Source organism: Cupriavidus sp. 2KB_3, from assembly GCF_052115685.1.
GTDB classification, from domain to species: domain Bacteria; phylum Pseudomonadota; class Gammaproteobacteria; order Burkholderiales; family Burkholderiaceae; genus Cupriavidus; species Cupriavidus campinensis.
Window position 1 is genome coordinate 178,090 of record NZ_JBFRHD010000008.1, and the last position, 19,167, is coordinate 197,256.

Below are 19,167 nucleotides of genomic sequence, written 5' to 3' on the forward strand. Positions count from 1 at the left end.
CACGGCGACGCACCCGAGACGGCATGAATCCCTCACGCATCTTTATCGAACGGCCGGTGGCCACGGCACTGCTGATGCTGGCCATCCTGCTGTCCGGGCTGGTGGCGTACCGGCTGCTGCCGCTGTCCGCGCTGCCGGAGGTGGATTACCCGACCATCCAGGTCACCACGCTCTACCCCGGTGCCAGCCCGGACGTGATGACCTCCTCGGTCACCGCGCCGCTGGAGCGCCAGTTCGGCCAGATGCCGGGGCTCAAGCAGATGTCGTCGTCGTCCTCGGGCGGTGCGTCGGTCATCACGCTCCAGTTCGAGCTGTCGCTGTCGCTGGACGTGGCCGAGCAGCAGGTGCAGGCCGCCATCAACGCGGGCGGCAACCTGCTGCCGTCTGACCTGCCCATGCCGCCGGTCTACAGCAAGGTCAACCCGGCCGATGCGCCGATCATGACGCTGGCGATGACCTCGGACACCCTGCCCCTGCCCAAGCTGCAGGACATGGTGGACACCCGCGTGGGCGCCAAGATCTCGCAGATCCAGGGCGTGGGGCTGGTCACCATCAGCGGCGGGCAGCGTCCCGCGGTGCGCATCCAGGCCAACCCTACCGCGCTGGCCGCGCTCGGCATGTCGATCGACGACCTGCGCACCGCTATCGGCAGCGCCAACGTGAACGGCGCCAAGGGCAGCTTCGACGGCCCCGCGCGCGCCTCCACCATCGACGCCAACGACCAGCTCCGCTCCGCCGACGAATACCGCCAGATCATCATCGGCTACCAGAACGGCGCGCCGATCCGCATCACCGACGTGGCCGACATCGTCGATGGCCCCGAGAACAGCCGGCTGGCCGCCTGGGCCAACAGCAAGCCGGCCATCGTGCTGAACATCCAGCGCCAGCCCGGCGCCAATGTGATCGAGGTAGTGGACCGCATCAAGACGCTGCTGCCGCAGTTGCAGGCGTCGCTGCCGGCCTCGGTGCACGTGCAGCTGCTGACCGACCGCACCACCACCATCCGCGCCTCGGTCAAGGATGTGCAGTTCGAGCTGCTGCTGGCCATCGCGCTGGTGGTGATGGTGATCTTCGTCTTCCTGCGCAACATCCCGGCCACCATCATCCCGGGCGTGGCGGTGCCGCTCTCGCTGGTGGGCACCTTCGGCGTGATGTACATGGCCGGTTTCTCGATCAACAACCTGACGCTGATGGCGCTGACCATCGCCACCGGCTTCGTGGTCGATGACGCCATCGTGATGATCGAGAACATCATGCGCTACATCGAGGAAGGCGATTCCCCGATGGCGGCCGCGCTCAAGGGCTCCAGGCAGATCGGCTTCACCATCATCTCGCTGACCTTCTCGCTGGTGGCCGTGCTGATCCCGCTGCTGTTCATGGGCGACGTGGTGGGCCGGCTGTTCCGCGAGTTCGCCATCACGCTGGCGGTGTCGATCCTGATCTCGGCCGTGGTGTCGCTGACGCTGACGCCGATGATGTGCGCGCGCCTGCTGCGCCACGTGCCCGAGGAGGAACTGCCGCGCTTCCACCGCGCCACGGGCCGCTTCTTCGACAACGTGATCCACCGCTACGGCCGGGCGCTGGAGTGGGTGCTGGACCGCCAGACCGTCACGCTGGCGGTGGCCCTGGCCACGCTGGTGCTGACCGGCCTGCTCTATATGCTGGTGCCGAAGGGCTTCTTCCCGGTGCAGGACACCGGGGTGATCCAGGCCATCACCGAAGCCTCGCAGACCACCTCGTTCGCGGCGATGGGCCGCAAGCAGGAGGCCGTGCAGAAGGTAATCATGCAGGACCCGGCCGTGGCCAGCGTCTCGTCCTTCATCGGCGTGGATGGCACCAACACCACGCTCAACGCCGGCCGCATGCTGATCAACCTCAAGCCCAAGGCCGACCGGGACAGCATGGCGGTGGTCACCCAGCGGCTCCAGGACGCCGTGCAGCAGCTTGGCGGCGTCTCGCTCTACACCCAGCCGGTGCAGGACCTGACCATCGAGGACCGCGTCTCGCGCACGCAGTACCAGTTCACCGTGGAAGACCCGGACCCGGCCACGCTGGCCGAATGGGTGCCCAGGCTGGTGGAGCGGCTGCGCCAGGAACCCGAGTTGCGCGATGTGGCGAGCGATCAGCAGAACAACGGCCTGCGCGCCTATGTGGACATCGACCGCGATGCCGCCGCGCGCTTCGGCATCACCACCGCCGTGATTGACAGCGCACTCTACAGCGCGTTCGGCCAGCGGCTGGTGTCGACCATCTTCACGCAGTCCAGCCAGTACCGCGTGGTGCTGGAGACCATGCCGCAGTTCCGCACCAGCCCGCAGTCGCTGGCCGAGCTACGCCTGCCGTCGTCGTCGGGCGGGCAGGTGCCGCTGGGCGCCATCGCCCGCATCAGCGAGCGCACCGGCCAGCTGGTGGTCAACCACCAGGGCCAGTTCCCGGCAGCGACGGTCTCGTTCAACCTGGCCCCGGGCGAGTCCCTGGGGGCCGCGGTGGACAAGATCACGCAGATCGAGAAGGAACTGAACCTGCCGATCTCGATGGTCACCGAGTTCCAGGGCGCCGCGCTGGCCTTCCGCGCCTCCCTCTCCAACACGCTGTGGCTGATCCTGGCCGCCGTGATCACGATGTACATCGTGCTGGGCGTGCTCTACGAGAGCACGATCCACCCGGTGACCATCCTCTCCACGCTGCCCTCGGCCGGCGTGGGGGCGCTGCTGGCGCTGCTGGTCTCGGGGCAGGACATCGGCATCATTGCCATCATCGGCATCATCCTGCTGATCGGCATCGTCAAGAAGAACGCCATCATGATGATCGACTTCGCGCTCGAGGCCGAGCGCGAGGGCGGCATGACACCGCGCGACGCCATCTTCCAGGCCTGCCTGCTGCGCTTCCGCCCGATCCTGATGACGACCATGGCCGCCCTGCTGGCCGCGCTGCCGATGATGCTGGGCACGGGCATCGGCTCCGAGCTGCGCCGGCCGCTTGGCGTGACGATGGTCGGCGGCCTGCTGGTCAGCCAGGTGCTCACGCTGTTCACCACGCCGGTGATCTACCTGGCGTTCGACCGCGTGGCGACGCGGCTCAAGGGGTGGCGCAAGCGCCGCTTTGGCGACCCTGACGAGGGTGGCGACGACGAGGACGGCGTGCATCGCCCGCATCCGCATCCGAACCCGAACGCGAACGCAACCCCGCAGGAGCCGCACGCCTGATGAACCTGTCGGCCGCCTTCATCCAACGCCCGGTTGCCACCGCGCTGCTGACCATCGGCATCCTGCTGGCGGGCCTCGCGGCGTTCCGGCTGCTACCGGTCTCGCCGCTGCCGCAGGTGGACTTCCCGACCATCTCGGTCTCGGCGTCGCTGCCCGGCGCCAGCCCCGAGACCATGGCGGCCACCGTGGCCACGCCGCTGGAACGCGCGCTGGGCACCATCGCCGGCGTGACCGAGATCACCTCCAGCAGCTCGCTGGGCTCCACGCGCGTGACGCTCCAGTTCGACCTCTCGCGCGACATCGACGGCGCCGCGCGGGACGTGCAGGCGGCCATCAACGCCTCGCGCGGCACGCTGCCGACCAGCCTGCCGAACAATCCGACCTATCGCAAGGTCAACCCGGCCGACGCGCCGATCATGATCATCGGGCTGACCTCGCCCACCATGACGCGCGGCCAGCTCTACGACGCCGCCTCCACCATCCTCTCCCAGAAGCTGTCGCAGGTGGAGGGCGTGGGCCAGGTGACGATTGGCGGCGCCTCGCTGCCGGCGGTGCGGGTGGAGCTGAACCCCACGGCGCTGAACAAGTACGGCATCTCGCTGGAGGACGTGCGCAACACGATCTCGGCCACCAACGCCAACCGCCCGCTGGGCGTGCTCGAGAACAACGTCAACAACTGGCAGGTCTACGCCAACGACCAGGCGATGACGGCCAAGGACTACATGCCGCTGATCGTGCGCTACGCCACGCCGGGCACGTTTTCGTCCGCCTCGGCCGGCGCGCTGATCGCCAGCACGGCCAACGCCACGGCCGGCGGCGGGGTGAGCACCAAGACGGTCAACGGGATCACCACCACCACCGTCACCACCAGCAGCGGCACCACCACCTACAGCGCGGGCGCCACGGGCGGCAACAGCGCCGCCGCCGGCCCCAACGCCTTCGCGGTGCCGATCCGCCTCCAGGACGTGGCCAGCGTGGTGGATTCCGTGCAGGACGTCCGCAATGCCGGCTCGGCCAACGGCAAGCCGTCGGTGCTGCTGGTGCTGAACCGCTCGCCCGGCGCCAACATCATCGAGACCGTGGACCGCGTCAACGAGATGCTGCCGCAGCTGCGCAAGATGATCCCGGCCAGCATCTCGATGGACGTGATGATGGACCGCACGCCCACCATCCGCGCCTCCCTGCGCGAGGTGGAGCACACGCTGATGATCTCGGTGGCGCTGGTGATCATGGTGGTGTTCCTGTTCCTGCGCAACGTGCGCGCCACGCTGATCCCGAGCGTGGCCGTGCCGGTGTCGCTGGTCGGCACGTTCGCGGTGATGTACCTGTGCGGGTTCTCGCTCAACAACCTGTCGCTGATGGCGCTGACGATTGCTACCGGCTTCGTGGTCGATGACGCCATCGTGGTGCTGGAGAACATCTCGCGCCATATCGAGAACGGCATGAAGCCGCGTGCGGCCGCCCTGCGCGGTGCGCGCGAGGTGGGCTTCACGGTGCTGTCGATGAGCCTGTCGCTGATCGCCGTGTTCATCCCGCTGCTGATGATGGGCGGCATCGTGGGCCGGCTGTTCCAGGAGTTCGCCATCACGCTGTCGGTGGCCATCCTGGTCTCGCTGGTGGTGTCGCTGACCACCACCCCGATGATGTGCGCGCGGCTGCTGCGCCCCGTGGACGAGCAGAAGGCCCGCCAGGGCCGCTTCTACCAGGCCAGCGAGCGCGTGTTCAACTGGCTGCACGACCGCTACGCGCGCTCGCTGGACCTGGCGCTGCGGCACGGCAAGCTGGTCTGGGTGATCCTGCTGGCCACCATGGCGCTGAACGTCTGGCTCTACGTGATCGTGCCAAAGGGCTTCTTCCCGCAGCAGGACACCGGCCGGCTGATCGGCTTCATCCGCGCGGACCAGGCTACCTCGTTCCAGGCCATGCGCGGCAAGCTCGACAACTTCATCAAGATCGTCCAGTCCGACCCGGCGGTGGTCAACGTCACCGGCTTCACCGGGGGCTCGCAGCGCAACACCGGGCAGATGTTCGTGACGCTGAAGCCGCTGAACGAGCGCAAGGAGTCCGCCGACGCCATCATCGCCCGGCTGCGCCTGAAGCTGGCCAAGGAGCCCGGCGCCAACCTCTACCTGCAATCGGTGCAGGACATCCGCGTGGGCGGCCGCCAGAGCAGTTCGCAGTACCAGTTCACCTTGCAGTCCGACGACCTGGAGACGCTGCGCGCCTGGGAGCCCAAGGTGCGCGCGGCGATCTCGAACATCAAGGGGATCGAGGATGTGGATACCGATACCAACGACAAGGGCCTGCAGACCTCGGTGATCATCGACCGGGACACCGCCTCCAAGCTCGGCGTCACCGCCCAGCAGGTGGATGCCGTGCTCAACGACGCCTTCGGCCAGCGGCTGGTCTCGACGATCTACCACCCGCTGAACCAGTACCGCGTGGTGATGGAGCTGAGCCCGGAGTACCTCCAGGGGCCGCATGCGCTGCAGGACATCTACGTGGTCACCGGCAACGGCCGGCAGGTACCGCTCTCGGCCTTCGCGCGCGTCACGCCAACCAGCACGCCGCTCGGCGTGAACCACCAGGGCCAGTTCGCCGCCTCCACCATCTCGTTCAATCTGGCCGAGGGGTTCTCGCTGTCGGAGGCCACCGACGCCATCCGCGACGCGCTGGCCAGGATCGGTGCCCCGGAGACGCTCCAGGCCAACTTCCAGGGCGGCGCCAAGGCGTTCCAGGACTCGCTCAAGAGCCAGCCGTACCTGATCCTGGCCGCGCTGATCACCATCTACATCGTGCTCGGCATCCTGTACGAGAGCTACGTGCACCCGCTGACCATCCTGTCCACGCTGCCATCGGCCGGGGTGGGCGCGCTGCTGGCGCTGCTGCTGTTCAAGACCGAATTCAGCATCATCGCGCTGATCGGCGTGATCCTGCTGATCGGCATCGTCAAGAAGAACGCGATCATGATGATCGACTTCGCCATCGACGCCGAGCGCAATGAGGGCATGAGCCCGCGCGAGGCGATCTATCGCGCCTGCCTGCTGCGCTTCCGGCCGATCCTGATGACGACCATGGCCGCCCTGCTGGGCGCGGTGCCGCTGGCCATCGGCCGGGGCGACGGCGCCGAGCTGCGCGCGCCGCTGGGCATCTCGATTGTCGGCGGACTGGTGGTGAGCCAGCTCCTGACGCTCTACACCACGCCCGTGGTCTACCTCACGCTCGACCGCTGGCGCCTGCGCGTGCAGGCCTGGCGCACCCGCCGCCAGCGCCACGGCCAACGCCCGGACGCCGCGCCGCGGCTGGAATCCTGACATCCATGATGAAGATGAACCGCCCCCTTTCGCTACGAGGCGCCTCAGCCATTGCCCTGGCATGCATGGTCCTGGCCGGCTGCGCCGTCGGCCCCGACTACCAGCGCCCCGACGCGCCCGTCCCCAAGGCATTCAAGGAGGCCAGCGAGGCCATGCCGGCCTGGACCGGCGACTGGAAGACCGCCGAGCCGCAGGACGCCACGGCGCGCGCCGACTGGTGGCGCGTGTTCGGCGACCCCGCGCTCGACGACCTGATGGCGCAGGTGCAGATCTCGAACCAGAACATCAAGGCCGCCGAGGCGCAGTACCGGCAGGCCACCGCCTCGCTGCAGGCCGCGCGCGCGGGCTTCTTCCCGGTGATCGGCGCGTCCGCCGGCCTCTCGCGCGGCGCCAGCAGCACCGGCGGCCGTATCACCAATGGCCAGAACGCCACGCTATCCGCCAGTTGGGAGATCGACGTCTGGGGCCGCATCCGCCGTCAGGTGGAAAGCGCCCAGGCCGGTGCGCAGGCCAGCCAGGCCGACCTGGCCGCCACGCTGCTCTCCACGCAGGCCACGCTGGCGCAGAGCTACTTCCTGCTGCGCATTGCCGATTCGCAGCGCGCGCTGCTCGACCGCACCGTGGCCGACTACGAGAAGTCGCTGCTGCTGGTGCGCAACCAGTACCAGGCCGGCACGGCGCAGCGCTCGGACGTGTTGCAGTCGGAAACCCAGCTGAAGAGCGCGCAGGCGCAGCAGATCGACATCCAGATCACGCGCGCGCAGTTGGAGCACGCCATCGCGGTGCTGGTTGGCAAGCCGCCGGCGGACCTGACCATGGCCGTGGTGGAGGTGGACGATGCGATTCCCAACGTGCCGGTGGCCGTGCCCTCCACGCTGCTGGAGCGCCGGCCCGATATCGCGGCGGCGGAGCGGCGCATGGCCTCGGCCAATGCCGACATCGGCGTGGCGCAGGCGGCGTACTACCCCACGCTGTCGCTGTCGGCCACGGGCGGGCTGACGGCGGGCACGCTGGCGCGCTGGCTGTCGCTGCCGGACCGCGTCTGGTCGGTGGGCGCCGGGCTGGCCGGCACCGTGTTCGACGGCGGCCTGCGCGGCGCGGCCAAGGCCCAGGCCGTGGCGGCCTACGACCAGACCGTGGCCAACTACCGCCAGACCGTGCTGGGCGCATTCCAGGAGGTGGAAGACAACCTTGCCGCCGCGCGGCTGCTGGGGCAGGAAGCCACCGTGCAGAACGACGCACTGCGCTCCGCGCGCGAGGCGCTGGCGCTGGTCAACAATCGCTACAAGGCCGGTACGGCCGGGCTGCTCGATGTGCTGACCGCACAGACCGCCGCCTACACGGCCGAGCGCACGGCGCTGTCGATCACGGGCCGCCAGTACACGGCGGCCGTCACGCTGATCGCCGCGCTGGGCGGCGGCTGGCATGCGGAGGGGACGGACACGGCGCAGGCGCCGCAACCTGCCGCCCAACCTGCCCCGCAACCCGCGCCGCAGTAATCAACGCTGCTGGTACCGCGCCGGCGCCAGCGGCAACGGCTGCTGCCGCACGCGCTCGCGCAGCCAGGTGGCTGCCTTGCCGAGCGGGCGCTGCTTGTGCCAGACCAGTTCCATCGCCACGGGCCAGTCCTGGTCCTGGAAGGCCAGCCGGGGCGATACCAGCGTGGCCGCCGCCGGCGAACTCGCGGCGATGTGCCACGGCACGAAGGCCCAGCCCAGCCGCCGCTTGACCAGTTCGACGATCACCCACTGGCTCTCCACCCACCAGACCTCGGCCGCCACGCGCAGCCGCTTCTTCTCCTCGCTGTCGCTGCGCGTGGCCACCATCAGCTGGCGATGGCGCTTCAATTCCTCGAAATCGACCTGCGCATGGGCGGCCAGCGGATGATCGGGCGCGCAGATCACCGGCATCGGCACCCAGCCCAGCGCGTGGAAGGCCAGCTCGGGCGGCAGCACCTCCTGACGCCACATGATGCCGAGGTCCGCGCACTGGCTCATCACCAGCCGGCTGACGTCCTCCATCAGCGGGAACAGCAGCTCCAGCTCCACGGCGGGAAAGCGTTGCGAGAACTCGTCCAGCAACACGCCGAGCACTTCCTCGGGGTACAGCTCGTCCACGGCCAGCGTCAGGCGCGACTCCACGCCCTCGCCCAGGCTCATCGCCACGCCCCGGAAATGCTCGCAGCGCTCCAGGATCACGCGTGCCTCCACCAGCAGGCGCTCGCCGGCCGGGGTCAGCACCGGGTAGCGCGCGGTGCGGTCGAACAGCGCGTTGCCGAGGTCGATCTCCAGGTTGGCCACCGCCGCGCTGATTACCGACTGCGCCTTGCCGAGCTTGCGCGCCGCGCCCGAGAACGATCCGCTCTCGGCGGCGGCCACGAAGGCTTGCAGCTGGTCCAGGGACAGGCTCATGGGTACTCCTTTCATCACATCGATGCGAGATCGATGCCCGACCAGCATCGATCCATCTGTTTTGCCGATGGTATCCAACTTGTCCTAAGTTGTCCTGCCGATAGAATGGCCTCCATCGATCCCAAGGAGATCCCCTCATGCGCACCACCGGAGACCGCATCCGCCATACCGTCGGCTTTGAGCTGATCGGCCTGCTGGCCTTCGCGCCGCTGGCCAGCTGGGTGTTCGGCTTCGCCCTACACCAGATGGGCCTGATTGGCGCGGTGGCGTCCCTGATCGCCGCGGTCTGGAACTACGTCTACAACCTGATGTTCGACAAGGCGATGCTGCGCTTCCGGGGGCAGCTGCGGAAGACGCCGGCCATCCGCGTGCTCCACGCCATCCTGTTCGAAGGCGGGCTGCTGCTGGTCTTCCTGCCGTCCGTGGCGTGGTACCTCGACATCAGCCTGATCGATGCCTTCATCATGGACATCGCCGTGGCCGGCTTCTACATGGTCTACGCGCTGATCTACAACTGGGCCTACGACGCGATCTTCCCGATCCCGAACGCCACCCCGCGCGACTGCGCCGCCGACTGCCCCTAACTGAGACGCCAAGCCGACTTCACAGGCGAACTGGCACGTGAAGCGGCTGTTTTACGTCATCCAGCCGATGGCGGGCATGCGTTAACATGCTCGCCATGCCAAATCGTCCCGCCCTGCTTCGCCTTCCGCTTGCGGCCGCCATCGCCGCCGCCCTGCTGCTCTCCACCGGCATTGCCGGTGCTGAAGCCAAGCCCGCCAAACCCGCCAAGCCTGCCAAAACCGCGCAGGCCGTCAAAGCCACTGCATCGAAGCCTGCCACGGTGCGCCGCGCGAGCGCCGACGCCGTCGACCTGGCCGCCGCCCGCACCGGGCTGCCGGCCTCGGTCACGGCCGCACTGCGCCGCGCCAACGTGCCGCTTTCCGCCGCCAGCTTCTACGTGGTCAAGGTCGGCGCGCCGCAGGCCCGCGTGAGCTGGAACGCCGAGACGCCGATGAACCCGGCCTCGACCATGAAGGTGGTGACCACCTTCGCCGGCCTGCAACTGCTGGGGCCGGACTACCGCTGGCTGACCTCGCTCTACGCCGACAGCGAACCCGGCGCCGACGGCACCATCCGCGGCAATGTCTACCTGCGCGGGCGCGGCGATCCCAAGCTGGTGCCCGAGGAAATGGCCAAGCTGGTGGCCTCGGCGCGCCACGCGGGTGCCACCACCATCGACGGTGACGTGGTGCTCGACCGCAGCTTCTTCGCGGATGCCTCCGAAGGCACTTATACGATCGACGGCGAGTCCCAGCGCGCCTACAACGTCAATCCGGACGCGCTGCTGTACGCCTTCAAGACCCTGTCGTTCACGATCACTCCGGACGCCGCCGGCCGCACCGTGGACGTGGCGGTCACGCCCGCGCTGGCGCAGCTGCGCGTGGAGAACCGCCTGACGCTGACCAACGGCCGCTGCGGCGACTGGCGCTCGCGCGCCACGCCCAACATCGCCCCGCAGCCGGACGGCACCGTGGTGGCCACCTTCGAAGGCACCTATTCGGGCGACTGCGGCGAGCGCGTGGTCAATCTCGCCACGCTGTCGCACAGCGATTTCATCTGGGGTGGGTTCGTGGCCGAGTGGCAGGCGGCCGGCGGCCGCTTCGCGCACATGCCGGGCCTGCGCAGCGGCGCGGTACCGCGTGGCGCGTTCCTGCTGTCGCGCCACTACGGCCAGCCGCTTGGCGACGTGGTGCGCGACATCAACAAGTTCTCGAACAACGTGATGGCGCGCCAGCTGTTCCTGACGATTGGCGCGGAGATGGACCGCAGCGGCCCGGCCAGCACGGCGCGTTCCGCGCAGGTGATCCGCCGCTGGCTGACGCGCCAGGGGCTGGACATGCCGGGGCTGGTACTCGACAACGGATCGGGCCTCTCGCGCGAGGAGCGCATCAGCGCCTATGACATGGCCCGCCTGCTCCAGCAGGCGCTGGCCAGCGACGTGGGCTATACGCTGGTGGATTCCCTGCCCATCCTCGGCGTGGACGGCACGCTGCGCAACCGGCTCACGCGCGCCCACGCGGCGGGCAACGCCTATCTGAAGACTGGCACGCTGGCCGATGTCCGGGCGCTGGCCGGCTATGTCGATGCGACAAACGGCAGCCGCTATGTGGTGGTGGCGTACATCAACCACCCGAACGCCTCCGCCGCGCAGGAAGCGCACGATGCGCTGATGGAATGGGTGTTTCGCGGAGCGCCTTGAGCGCCTTGAGCGCCTTGAGCGCCTTGAGCGCCTTGAGCGCCTTGAGCGCTTTGAGCGCCTGGTAGCGCCGGTAGGGCCAGGGCGGCCCTGGCGCAATCAGGCTTCGAATGCCGCCGCCGCGCGGCCCAGGCGGTCGCGTACCCCGTCCCAGTCGTGGGCGTCGGGCACTGGCTCGAACACGAGCCGGCTGAAACCTTCCTTGTCGAGCTTGCGCAGCAGGCCGTAGAGCGCCTGGGCATAGGCGTCCGGCGTGGCCGGGGCTGGCACGAACACGCAGCGCGGGTCGTCGCTGACCTGCGCGGCGCCGACCCAGGCGAGCCGGCCGTCCGGCGGCAGCGCCGCCAGGTGGCGCGGCAGTTGATCCGGCGAGGCCAGCGTCAGCGGCGTACGCGGCGCGTAGTGGGCGCGCAGCGTGCCCGAGGCGCGCGGCGCGGCAGCGTCAGGCGCCAGCGGCATCGTGCCGAGCACGTCGGCCATCATCGCCGCCGTGATCGCGCCGGGGCGCAGCAGCACCGGCCCCACCTCGTCGATGCGCGACAGATCGACGATCGACGATTCAATGCCGATATCCACCCCATCGCCCTCCAGCACGTAGACGGTGCCCGCGAATTCGTCGCGCACGTGCTCGGCCGTGGTCGGGCTGACCTGCCCGAACTTGTTGGCCGAAGGCGCGGCGATGCCACCCCGGCCGCGCCGGAAGCGCGACAGCAGCGCCTGCGCCACGGGATGCGACGGGCAGCGCAGCCCGAGGCTGTCCTGTCCGCCCGCCACTGCCGCCGGGATATGGGCGGCGCGCTTGAGGATGATGGTCAGCGGACCGGGCCAGAAGGCATCGATCAGTTTTTGTGCCGCTTCAGGCACCTCCGCAGCCCAGTAGCCCACATCGGCGCCATCCACCACGTGGACGATCACCGGATGGTTCGACGGCCGGCCCTTGGCGGCGAAGATGCGCGCCACGGCCTCGGGGTTCTCGGCATCGGCGCCGAGCCCATAGACGGTTTCCGTCGGAAAGGCGACCAGCTGGCCGGCCTCGAGCAGGCGGACGGCCTCCTCCAGTTCGGCCGCCGTGGGCATGCGTGAAGACATCTTCAACCTCAGACCGGGATATGGAGCGCCTGCGCGGCGGCGTTGAACGCCGCTTCGGCAACAGCGGCCTGCTCGCCCACGCAGTTCACATGGCCCATCTTGCGCGATGGCCGCGCGTCGTTCTTGCCGTACAGGTGCAGCTTGGCGCCCGGCTGGGCCACCACCGCGTCCCAGGCCGGCGTGCGCTCCAGGCCGAATTCGAACCAGACATCGCCCAGCAGGTTCAGCATCTTGCCGGCCGAATGCTGGCGCGTGCTGCCCAGCGGCAGGCGGGCCATGGCGCGCACCTGCTGCTCGAACTGGCTGGTCTCGCAGGCGTCCATGGTGATGTGGCCCGAGTTGTGCGGGCGCGGCGCCATCTCGTTGGCCACCAGCGTGCCATCGGTCAGCACGAAGAATTCGATGCACAGCACGCCCACGTAGCCCATCTCCGTCGCCACGGTGGCGGCGGCGGCGCGGGCGCGGTTGGCGATGTCCTCGGACACGCTCGACGAAGGCATGGTGGTCGAGAACAGGATGCCGTCCCGATGGACGTTCTCGGCCAGCGGCCAGGTGGCGGTACTGCCGTCGGCGGCACGGGCGGCCAGCACCGAGACCTCGTAGGCCAGCGGCAGCATCTGCTCCAGCACGCAGGGCACGTGCTGCATGGCGCGCCACGCGGCGCGCACATCCTCGCGCGTCTTCACGCGGGCCTGGCCCTTGCCGTCGTAGCCCATGCGCGCGGTCTTGAGGATGCCCGGCAGCACGTTGTCCGGAATCTGGTCCACATCGGCATCGTGCTGGATCACCCAGTGCGGAGCCGGCGGCACGCCGGTGCGCTCGGCGCAGGAGGCAAAGAACTTCTTCTCGCCGATGCGGTTCTGGGCGATCGACACGCAATAGCCGCGCGGCGCCACGAACGCGCCCAGCTGCTCCAGGCGGTCCAGCGACAGCGACGGCACGTTCTCGAACTCGGTGCTCACGGCCTCGCAAAGCTGGCCCATCTCGGCCAGCGCGGCCTCATCGGTATAGACCGCGCAGATATGCCGGTCCGCCACGGCGCCGGCCGGGCTGTCCTGATCAGGGTCCAGCACGCAGACGCGGTAGCCCATGGCCTGCGCCGCATGGGTGAACATGCGGCCGAGCTGGCCGCCGCCGAGCATGCCGAGCCAGGCACCGGGCAGGATCGGCGCGGTCGGGTTGTCCACGCCGAACTCGGCGCGCGACTCCGGCGTGTGGGCTTCGGACAGGTGGGGATGGATATCGGTCGGCATGCGGATCGGTTCCGGCGGCTTGCTTATATATAGAGAGAGAGGGACTGAGACTCAGGCCGGCAGCGTCATGGCGCGCGCGGCCTCGGTCTGCTTCGCGCGGAACGCCTCGAGCGCGCTGGCCAGCGCGTCGTCGGTGGTGGCCAGCGTGGCGATGGCGTGCAGCGCCGCGTTGGCCGCGCCGGCTTCGCCAATCGCGAACGTGGCCACCGGCACGCCCTTGGGCATCTGCACGATGGAGAGCAGCGAATCCTCGCCGCGCAGGTACTTCGACGGCACAGGCACGCCGAACACCGGGACGATGGTCTTGGCGGCGATCATGCCCGGCAGGTGGGCGGCACCGCCGGCGCCGGCGATGATCGCCCGGATGCCCCGGCCGCGCGCCGACTCGGCGTAGCGGAACATGTCGTCGGCCATGCGGTGGGCGGAGACCACCTGTGCCTCGAACGCGACACCGAAATCCTTGAGCATGGCCACCGCGTGCTGCATCACGTCCCAGTCGGAACTGCTGCCCATCACCACGCCGACCACCGGCTTTGCTGCGTTGCTCACGATCTGTCCTTCCTAGTGCGGTTAGGCGAGTGCTTCGCCGGTCAGGCGGGTCAGCGCCTCACGGTACTTGTCGGCGGTCTTCTGCACCACGTCCTCGGGCAGCTTGGGCGCCGGGGCGGTCTTGGGCCACGGCTTGCCGTCGATGCGCACGGCCTCGAGCCAGTCGCGCACGAACTGCTTGTCGAACGACGGCGGGTTGGTGCCCACCTGGTACGAATCGGCCGGCCAGAAGCGCGACGAATCGGCGGTCAGCACCTCGTCCATCAGGGTCAGCGTGCCGTTCTCGTCCAGGCCGAACTCGAACTTGGTATCGGCGATGATGATGCCGCGCGTGGCGGCGAAGTCGGCCGCTTCCTTGTACAGGCGGATCGAGATGTCGCGCATCTGGGCAGCCAGTTCCTTGCCGATCCGCTCCTCGACCTCGGCGAACGAGATGTTCTCGTCATGCTCGCCCATCTCGGCCTTGGCGGCCGGCGTGAAGATCGGCTCGGGCAGCTTCTGCGCGTTCTGCAGGCCGGCCGGCAGCTCGATGCCGCACACCTTGCCCGTGGCCTGGTAGTCCTTCCAGCCGCTGCCGGCCAGGTAGCCGCGCACCACGGCTTCCACCAGGATCGGCTTCAGCCGCTTGACCACCACGGCCCGGCCCTGCACCTGCGCCACTTCGTCGGGCGCCACCACGCTCTCGGCGCTGATGCCGGTCTCATGGTTCGGCACGATGTGCGCCAGCTTGCGGAACCAGAAGTTGGCCATCTGGTTCAGCACGCGGCCCTTGGCCGGGATCGGCTCGCCCAGGATAACGTCGAACGCCGAGAGGCGGTCGGTGGTGACGATCAGCAGCTTGTCGTCGCCAACGGCGTAGTTGTCGCGGACCTTGCCATGGCCGAGCAGCGGCAGGGACTGGATGGAGGACTGATAGAGAGCTTGGGACATGGTGGGGTCTGGGCCGGCAGGAGAGCCAAACGGGAAAGCGAAACGGGAAAGCCCCGGGAAAGCCAAACAAAAAAGCGTCGCCCCCCGATGCTGGGGACGACGCCGTCACGACAGTGATTACTGCACAACCTGGGCGAGCTTGCCCGACTTGTACGCCGAGGCGATGTCGGTCAGGCCGACCGGCTTGATCTTGCTGGCCTGGCCTTCGCAGCCAAACGCCACGTAGCGGGCCTTGCAGACCAGCTTGGCGGCTTCGCGGGCCGGCTTCAGGTACTCGCGCGGGTCGAACTTGCTCGGGTTTTCGGCAAAGAAGCGGCGGATCGCGCCGGTCATGGCCAGGCGGATGTCGGTGTCGATGTTGATCTTGCGCACGCCGAACTTGATCGCTTCCTGGATTTCCTCGACGGGCACGCCGTAGGTTTCCTTCATGTCGCCGCCGAACTTGCGGATCTCTTCCAACAGTTCCTGGGGCACCGACGACGAACCGTGCATCACCAGGTGGGTGTTGGGGATGCGCGCGTGGATTTCCTTGATACGGCTGATGGCCAGGATGTCGCCCGTGGGCTTGCGCGTGAACTTGTAGGCGCCGTGCGAGGTGCCGATGGCAATGGCCAGCGCGTCCAGCTGGGTGGCCTTGACGAAGTCGGCGGCCTGCTCCGGGTCGGTCAGCAGCATCGAGTGGTCCAGCACGCCTTCGGCGCCGATGCCGTCTTCCTCGCCCGCTTCGCCGGTTTCCAGCGAGCCCAGGCAGCCCAGTTCGCCTTCCACGGTCACGCCCACGGCGTGGGCCAGCGCCACCACCTTGCGGGTCACGTCGACGTTGTACTCGTACTCGGCCGGGGTCTTGCCGTCTTCACGCAGCGAGCCGTCCATCATCACCGACGAGAAGCCGAGGTCGATGGCGCCCTGGCAGATTGCCGGCGACTGGCCGTGATCCTGGTGCATCACCACGGGGATGTGCGGGTAGGCTTCCACGGCCGCTTCGATCAGGTGACGCAGGAAGTGCTCGCCGGCGTATTTACGCGCGCCGGCCGAAGCCTGCATGATTACCGGGGCGTTGACCTCGTCAGCGGCCTGCATGATGGCCTGCACCTGTTCGAGGTTGTTCACGTTGAAGGCCGGCAGGCCGTAGCTGTTCTCGGCGGCATGGTCCAGCAGCTGGCGCATGGAAACGAGTGGCATGTCTAACTCCTGAATGAAAAATTTGGGGGGTTCTTATCGGGGATGTCCGGGCCGGCAGGTTCGCACCATCAGGGTGCCGCGTCTGTCCGGCGCGCCACATCGCGCGCTTATTCCTAAACCTTAACTGCCCACCCTCACGATCTTGAGGGTATTGGTGCCGCCCGGCTGCCCCATCGGCTCGCCGATGGTCAGCACGATGAAATCGCCGCGCTGCACCACGCCCTGGGCCAGCAGCAGCTCCTCGGCCTGCTCCAGCGCCACGTCGCGGTCCGTGCTCGACTGCAGCGGCAGCGGCACCACGTTGCGGTACAGCTGCATCTTGCGCTGGGAGGCCAGGTTCGGCGTCATGGCGTAGATCGGCACGTGAATCCGGTGGCGGCTCATCCACAGCGCGGTGGCGCCGGAATCGGTCAGCGCCGCGATGGCCTTCACTCCCAAATGATAGGCGGTGAACAGCGCACCCATGGCAATCGACTGGTCGATGCGCGAGAAGGTCTGGTTCAGGAAGTCGGTGTCCAGCTGCACCACCTCGGATTTCTCGGCCTCCAGGCAGATGGCGGCCATGGCCTCGACGGTTTCCACCGGGAAGCGCCCGGCGGCGGTCTCGGCCGAAGTCATCACCGCGTCGGTGCCGTCCAGCACCGCGTTGGCCACGTCGGACACCTCGGCGCGGGTCGGCACCGGGTTCACGATCATGCTTTCCATCATCTGCGTGGCGGTGATGGTCAGCTTGTTGGCCTCCCGCGCGAGGCGGATCATGCGCTTCTGGAGCGCCGGCACCGCCGCGTTGCCCACTTCCACGGCCAGGTCACCCCGGGCCACCATGATGCCGTCGGACGCCTGGAGGATTTCCTCCAGCACGCCCGGGCGGATGGCCTCGGCCCGCTCGATCTTGGCGATCATGCGCGCCTTGTGGCCATGCGGCTGGCCGGCCACGGCGGCCAGCTGGCGCGCCATTTCCATGTCGGTGGCGTTCTTGGGGAAGCTCACGGCCACGTAGTCCGCGCCGAGGGCCATGGCGGTCTTGATGTCCTCCATGTCCTTGGCGGTCAGCGCCGGCGCCGAGAGCCCGCCGCCCTGGCGGTTGATGCCCTTGTTGTTCGAGAGATCGCCGCCCACGCGCACCGTGGTGAAGATCTCGGTGCCGATGACGCGGTCCACCACCAGCACGATCAGGCCATCGTTGAGCAGCAGCACGTCGCCGGGGCCCACGTCGCGCGGCAGGTCCTGGTAGTCCAGTCCCACGCGCTCCTGGTTGCCGAGCGGGCAGGTGGCGTCCAGCACGAACGGATCGCCCGGCGCCAGCGTGATCTTGCCGTTCTCGAACTTGCCCACGCGGATCTTCGGGCCCTGCAGGTCGGCCATGATGGCCACCTCGCGGCCACAGGCCGCCGCTGCCTCGCGCACCATTGCGGCGCGGTCGATATGGTCCTGCGCGGTGCCGTGGGAGAAGTTCAGGCGCACCACGTCGACACCGGCGGCAATCATGCGGGTCAGCATGTCCAGCGTGCTCGACGCCGGGCCGATGGTGGCAACGATCTTGGTGGAACGAGTCATGCGGGCGGTTTCCTCAGTGGCAACTGGTACGAACAGGGGCGGCTTGGGAACAATCGGGAGCAATCAGGCGAATCAGGCAGCGGCGCGCTGCTGGAGCACTTCCAGCGCGGGCAGCGTCTTGCCTTCCAGGAACTCCAGGAAGGCGCCGCCGCCGGTGGAGATATAGCCCACGCGGTCGGCGATGTGGTACTTGGCGATGGCGGCCAGCGTGTCACCGCCGCCCGCGATCGAGAAACCCTTGGAGTTGGCGATGGCCTCGGCCAGCACCTTGGTGCCGTTGCCGAACTGGTCGAACTCGAACACGCCCACCGGGCCGTTCCAGACGATGGTGCCGGCGGCCTGGAGCTGGTCGGCCAGCTGGGCGGCGGTCTTGGGGCCGATGTCGAGGATCATGTCGTCGTCAGCCACGTCCTTGACGTCCTTGACCGTGGCGGCGGCCGTGGCGCTGAATTCCTTGGCGCAGACCACGTCCACGGGAATCGGCACCGAGGCGCCACGCTTGGCCATGATGTCGATGATGGCCTGGGCGTCGCCAACCAGGTCGTGCTCGGCCAGCGACTTGCCGATCTTCAGGCCGGCGGCCAGCATGAAGGTGTTGGCGATGCCGCCGCCGACGATCAGCTGGTCCACCTTGTCCGCCAGGGACTTGAGGATGGTCAGCTTGGTGGAAACCTTGGAACCGGCCACGATGGCGACCAGCGGGCGGGCCGGCTGGCCCAGCGCGCGGCCCAGCGCGTCGATCTCGGCGGCCAGCAGCGGGCCGGCGCAGGCCACGGGCGCGTACTTGGCGATGCCGTGGGTGGTGGCCTCCGCGCGATGCGCGGTACCGAAGGCGTCGTTGACGTAGACATCGCACAGCTTGGCCATCTTCTGGGCCAGTTCGTCGCTGTTCTTCTTCTCGCCCTTGTTCACGCGGCAGTTTTCGAGCAGCACGACCTGGCCGGGCGCCACGTCCACGCCATCGACCCAGTTCTGCACCAGCCGCACGGGCTTGCCGAGCAGCTCGGACAGACGTTCGGCGATCGGGGCCAGCGAGTCCTCGGGCTTCAGTTCGCCCTCGGTCGGGCGGCCCAGGTGGGACGTGACCATGACGGCCGCGCCGGCGCCCAGGCAGGCCTCGATGGCCGGCACCGAGGCGCGGATGCGGGTGTCTTCCGTGATCTTGCCGGCATCGTCCTGTGGCACGTTCAGATCGGCGCGGATAAACACGCGCTTGCCGGAGAGATTGCCTTGGGAGATGAGATCGGTGAGACGCAGGACAGAGGTCATGGCGAGTAGAAACGGGACTGGGCGGTACGCCAACAGCACGCGGCCGCGTTGGAAATCGGGGAAACCGGCATTTTACCTGATCGCCGTCACGGTTTTATGCGATTGGCCCTCGAAATGCCGCACACGTCACTAATACCTACCCGATGG

At 68.4% G+C, this 19,167-nt stretch carries 13 protein-coding genes; 5 read left to right on the forward strand and 8 right to left on the reverse strand.

Going from position 1 to position 19,167, the window contains the following annotated elements:
• Positions 1 to 23 precede the first annotated feature (23 nt).
• From AB4120_RS11070 to AB4120_RS11080, 3 genes are read left to right on the forward strand one after another with little or no spacing between them, the layout of a single operon-like run.
• Positions 24 to 3,206 (forward strand): MdtB/MuxB family multidrug efflux RND transporter permease subunit, encoded by a 3,183-nt coding sequence (locus AB4120_RS11070; RefSeq protein WP_441642235.1) that lies wholly within the window; start codon positions 24 to 26, stop codon positions 3,204 to 3,206.
• On the forward strand, positions 3,206 to 6,520 hold the full coding sequence (locus AB4120_RS11075; RefSeq protein WP_149136627.1) for an efflux RND transporter permease subunit: 3,315 nt from the start codon (positions 3,206 to 3,208) through the stop codon (positions 6,518 to 6,520). Before AB4120_RS11070 ends, AB4120_RS11075 begins: the two co-directional genes overlap by 1 nt.
• A gap of 5 nt (positions 6,521 to 6,525) precedes the next feature.
• Positions 6,526 to 8,019 (forward strand): efflux transporter outer membrane subunit, encoded by a 1,494-nt coding sequence (locus AB4120_RS11080; RefSeq protein WP_149136628.1) that lies wholly within the window; start codon positions 6,526 to 6,528, stop codon positions 8,017 to 8,019.
• Here the strand turns inward: AB4120_RS11080 and AB4120_RS11085 are convergent, their stop codons facing one another.
• Positions 8,020 to 8,931 (reverse strand): LysR family transcriptional regulator, encoded by a 912-nt coding sequence (locus AB4120_RS11085; protein ID WP_092298003.1) that lies wholly within the window; start codon positions 8,929 to 8,931, stop codon positions 8,020 to 8,022.
• A 137-nt stretch (positions 8,932 to 9,068) separates the two neighbouring features.
• Between AB4120_RS11085 and AB4120_RS11090 the strand changes: the two genes are divergently transcribed.
• Together AB4120_RS11090 and dacB are read left to right on the forward strand one after the other, a co-directional pair.
• On the forward strand, positions 9,069 to 9,515 hold the full coding sequence (locus AB4120_RS11090) for a PACE efflux transporter (protein WP_092298000.1): 447 nt from the start codon (positions 9,069 to 9,071) through the stop codon (positions 9,513 to 9,515).
• An 86-nt stretch (positions 9,516 to 9,601) separates the two neighbouring features.
• Positions 9,602 to 11,194 (forward strand): D-alanyl-D-alanine carboxypeptidase/D-alanyl-D-alanine endopeptidase, encoded by a 1,593-nt coding sequence (dacB, locus tag AB4120_RS11095; RefSeq protein WP_149136629.1) that lies wholly within the window; start codon positions 9,602 to 9,604, stop codon positions 11,192 to 11,194.
• Between the two features lie 96 nt (positions 11,195 to 11,290).
• Here dacB and AB4120_RS11100 read toward each other — a convergent pair whose 3' ends face one another.
• The 7 genes from AB4120_RS11100 to AB4120_RS11130 form a co-directional block, all read right to left on the reverse strand.
• Positions 11,291 to 12,280 carry an L-threonylcarbamoyladenylate synthase gene (locus tag AB4120_RS11100; protein ID WP_441642236.1) on the reverse strand — a complete coding sequence of 330 codons (990 nt, stop codon included), beginning with the start codon at positions 12,278 to 12,280 and terminating at the stop codon, positions 11,291 to 11,293.
• Positions 12,281 to 12,288: 8 nt separating this feature from the next.
• On the reverse strand, positions 12,289 to 13,533 hold the full coding sequence (locus tag AB4120_RS11105) for a 5-(carboxyamino)imidazole ribonucleotide synthase (protein ID WP_149136631.1): 1,245 nt from the start codon (positions 13,531 to 13,533) through the stop codon (positions 12,289 to 12,291).
• Positions 13,534 to 13,584: 51 nt separating this feature from the next.
• On the reverse strand, positions 13,585 to 14,082 hold the full coding sequence (purE, locus tag AB4120_RS11110) for a 5-(carboxyamino)imidazole ribonucleotide mutase (protein WP_092292053.1): 498 nt from the start codon (positions 14,080 to 14,082) through the stop codon (positions 13,585 to 13,587).
• Positions 14,083 to 14,103: 21 nt separating this feature from the next.
• Positions 14,104 to 15,012 (reverse strand): phosphoribosylaminoimidazolesuccinocarboxamide synthase, encoded by a 909-nt coding sequence (locus AB4120_RS11115; RefSeq protein WP_149136632.1) that lies wholly within the window; start codon positions 15,010 to 15,012, stop codon positions 14,104 to 14,106.
• Between the two features lie 117 nt (positions 15,013 to 15,129).
• Positions 15,130 to 16,194 (reverse strand): class II fructose-bisphosphate aldolase, encoded by a 1,065-nt coding sequence (gene fba, locus AB4120_RS11120; protein WP_144197297.1) that lies wholly within the window; start codon positions 16,192 to 16,194, stop codon positions 15,130 to 15,132.
• Between the two features lie 120 nt (positions 16,195 to 16,314).
• On the reverse strand, positions 16,315 to 17,751 hold the full coding sequence (gene pyk, locus AB4120_RS11125) for a pyruvate kinase (RefSeq protein WP_149136633.1): 1,437 nt from the start codon (positions 17,749 to 17,751) through the stop codon (positions 16,315 to 16,317).
• A 72-nt stretch (positions 17,752 to 17,823) separates the two neighbouring features.
• Positions 17,824 to 19,020 (reverse strand): phosphoglycerate kinase, encoded by a 1,197-nt coding sequence (locus AB4120_RS11130; RefSeq protein WP_149136634.1) that lies wholly within the window; start codon positions 19,018 to 19,020, stop codon positions 17,824 to 17,826.
• Between the last annotated feature and the right edge of the window lie 147 nt (positions 19,021 to 19,167).